The following is a 1,240-nucleotide window of genomic DNA, read 5'->3' on the forward strand; positions in this document are numbered from 1 at the left end:
CAACTATACACATTCCAAAAAAGTCCCCCACCCAGCAGCAAGTCACTCACCCATCACATCTTCCGCCAGAACTTCAGCATAATCAGCATCGCCACAATCAAGGCGACAGAAATCCCCAAAGTCAGCATCCAAGCATCTTGCATCCCGGCTAACGGGAGTTTCTTCACGTTCATCCCATAGAATCCGGTAATGATCGTTGGCACAGCCATGGTCAGTGACCAAATTGTCAAAAATTTCATTGTATCGTTCAGGTTGTTATTAGCAAGGCTGTTGAGGGTATGATCGATTCGGTCAACGACTTGGGTTTCAATCTCAAACATCCGTTGGACCTGTTCTCCTTCAATTTGCACGTCTTCGAATAAATCAATTTTATCTTGGTCAGCACCGACACCAAAATGGGTCTTTGGCAAACGATCGAGTTCACTGAGATTGGTTTGGACCGCGCTGGACAAAAAGGTCAACGTCTGTTGAAGATATGAAAGTGAAACCAAGTCACTGTTCTTCGTCTTCCGGTTCAACATTTTATCCAAATAGTTGCGTTTCTTGGTAATGGCGCGAGAAATTGGGATAAAACTGACAACAACTGTAAACAGTGTTTGCAGAATAAATGCATCGACGCTCTTAACCTCGGGATTATCCAATGCCGAGTAAAGTGCCGTGTTGACTTCAGGTATGCCGCTTTGATTAAACGTGAATAAAACGCCCTTATGGAGCAACATGCCAAATGGCTGGGTAATGTATCTCAGCGCATCTTTGTCGAGGGCATACGGCGCCAGAAAGATGAATAATTGGTAGTCCTCATTGATATCATAAACATAATTAGTACTTTCATCATTATCAGTGACGTACTCAATAATATCTTCATCGATGCCATACTGATCTTCGAGGGTTGCCCGTTCTTCGGCATTGATTTGAATCGTTTCAATCCATTTGGTTCCATTGATTGTCTTTTCGGGTTTGATCATTTAGTAATTCCCCTGTTAGTTATTAACCTCTATTTTAGACTAAAAGAAAAGAAGCTGCAGACAAATTTTTAAATTGTCAACGATTCCCAACTGCTAAACACTTTTATAAAGAATATAACGGAAACCTTGTCGGGCTGCCATTTTGTCGGTACCGCTCATATCAAAGGTTTCAGCCGTTTTACCCGGGTACGCAGCTGCCCGGCGCCCTTGCCGGTGATGATCTCGACGCGGGCGGCCTTCGTGCCGGCGGCTTGGAACAAGGCGGCGCGTACCGC

The 1,240-nt window shown here is 44.4% G+C and carries 1 protein-coding gene; it reads right to left on the reverse strand.

The genetic code is table 11. The features are described from left to right. Positions 1-53: 53 nt before the first annotated feature. A complete protein-coding gene (locus AB0N03_RS52415) occupies positions 54-965 on the reverse strand; it encodes a magnesium transporter CorA family protein (RefSeq protein WP_010891392.1) in 912 nt (303 codons plus the stop codon). Between the last annotated feature and the right edge of the window lie 275 nt (positions 966-1,240).

The organism is Amycolatopsis sp. NPDC051061, from assembly GCF_040682935.1.
GTDB lineage: Bacteria > Actinomycetota > Actinomycetes > Mycobacteriales > Pseudonocardiaceae > Amycolatopsis.

Excerpts from the sequence above, each read along its gene's own strand:
- AB0N03_RS52415 (WP_010891392.1), bottom strand. The coding sequence starts at position 965 with ATGATCAAACCCGAAAAGACAATCAATGGAACCAAATGGATTGAAACG.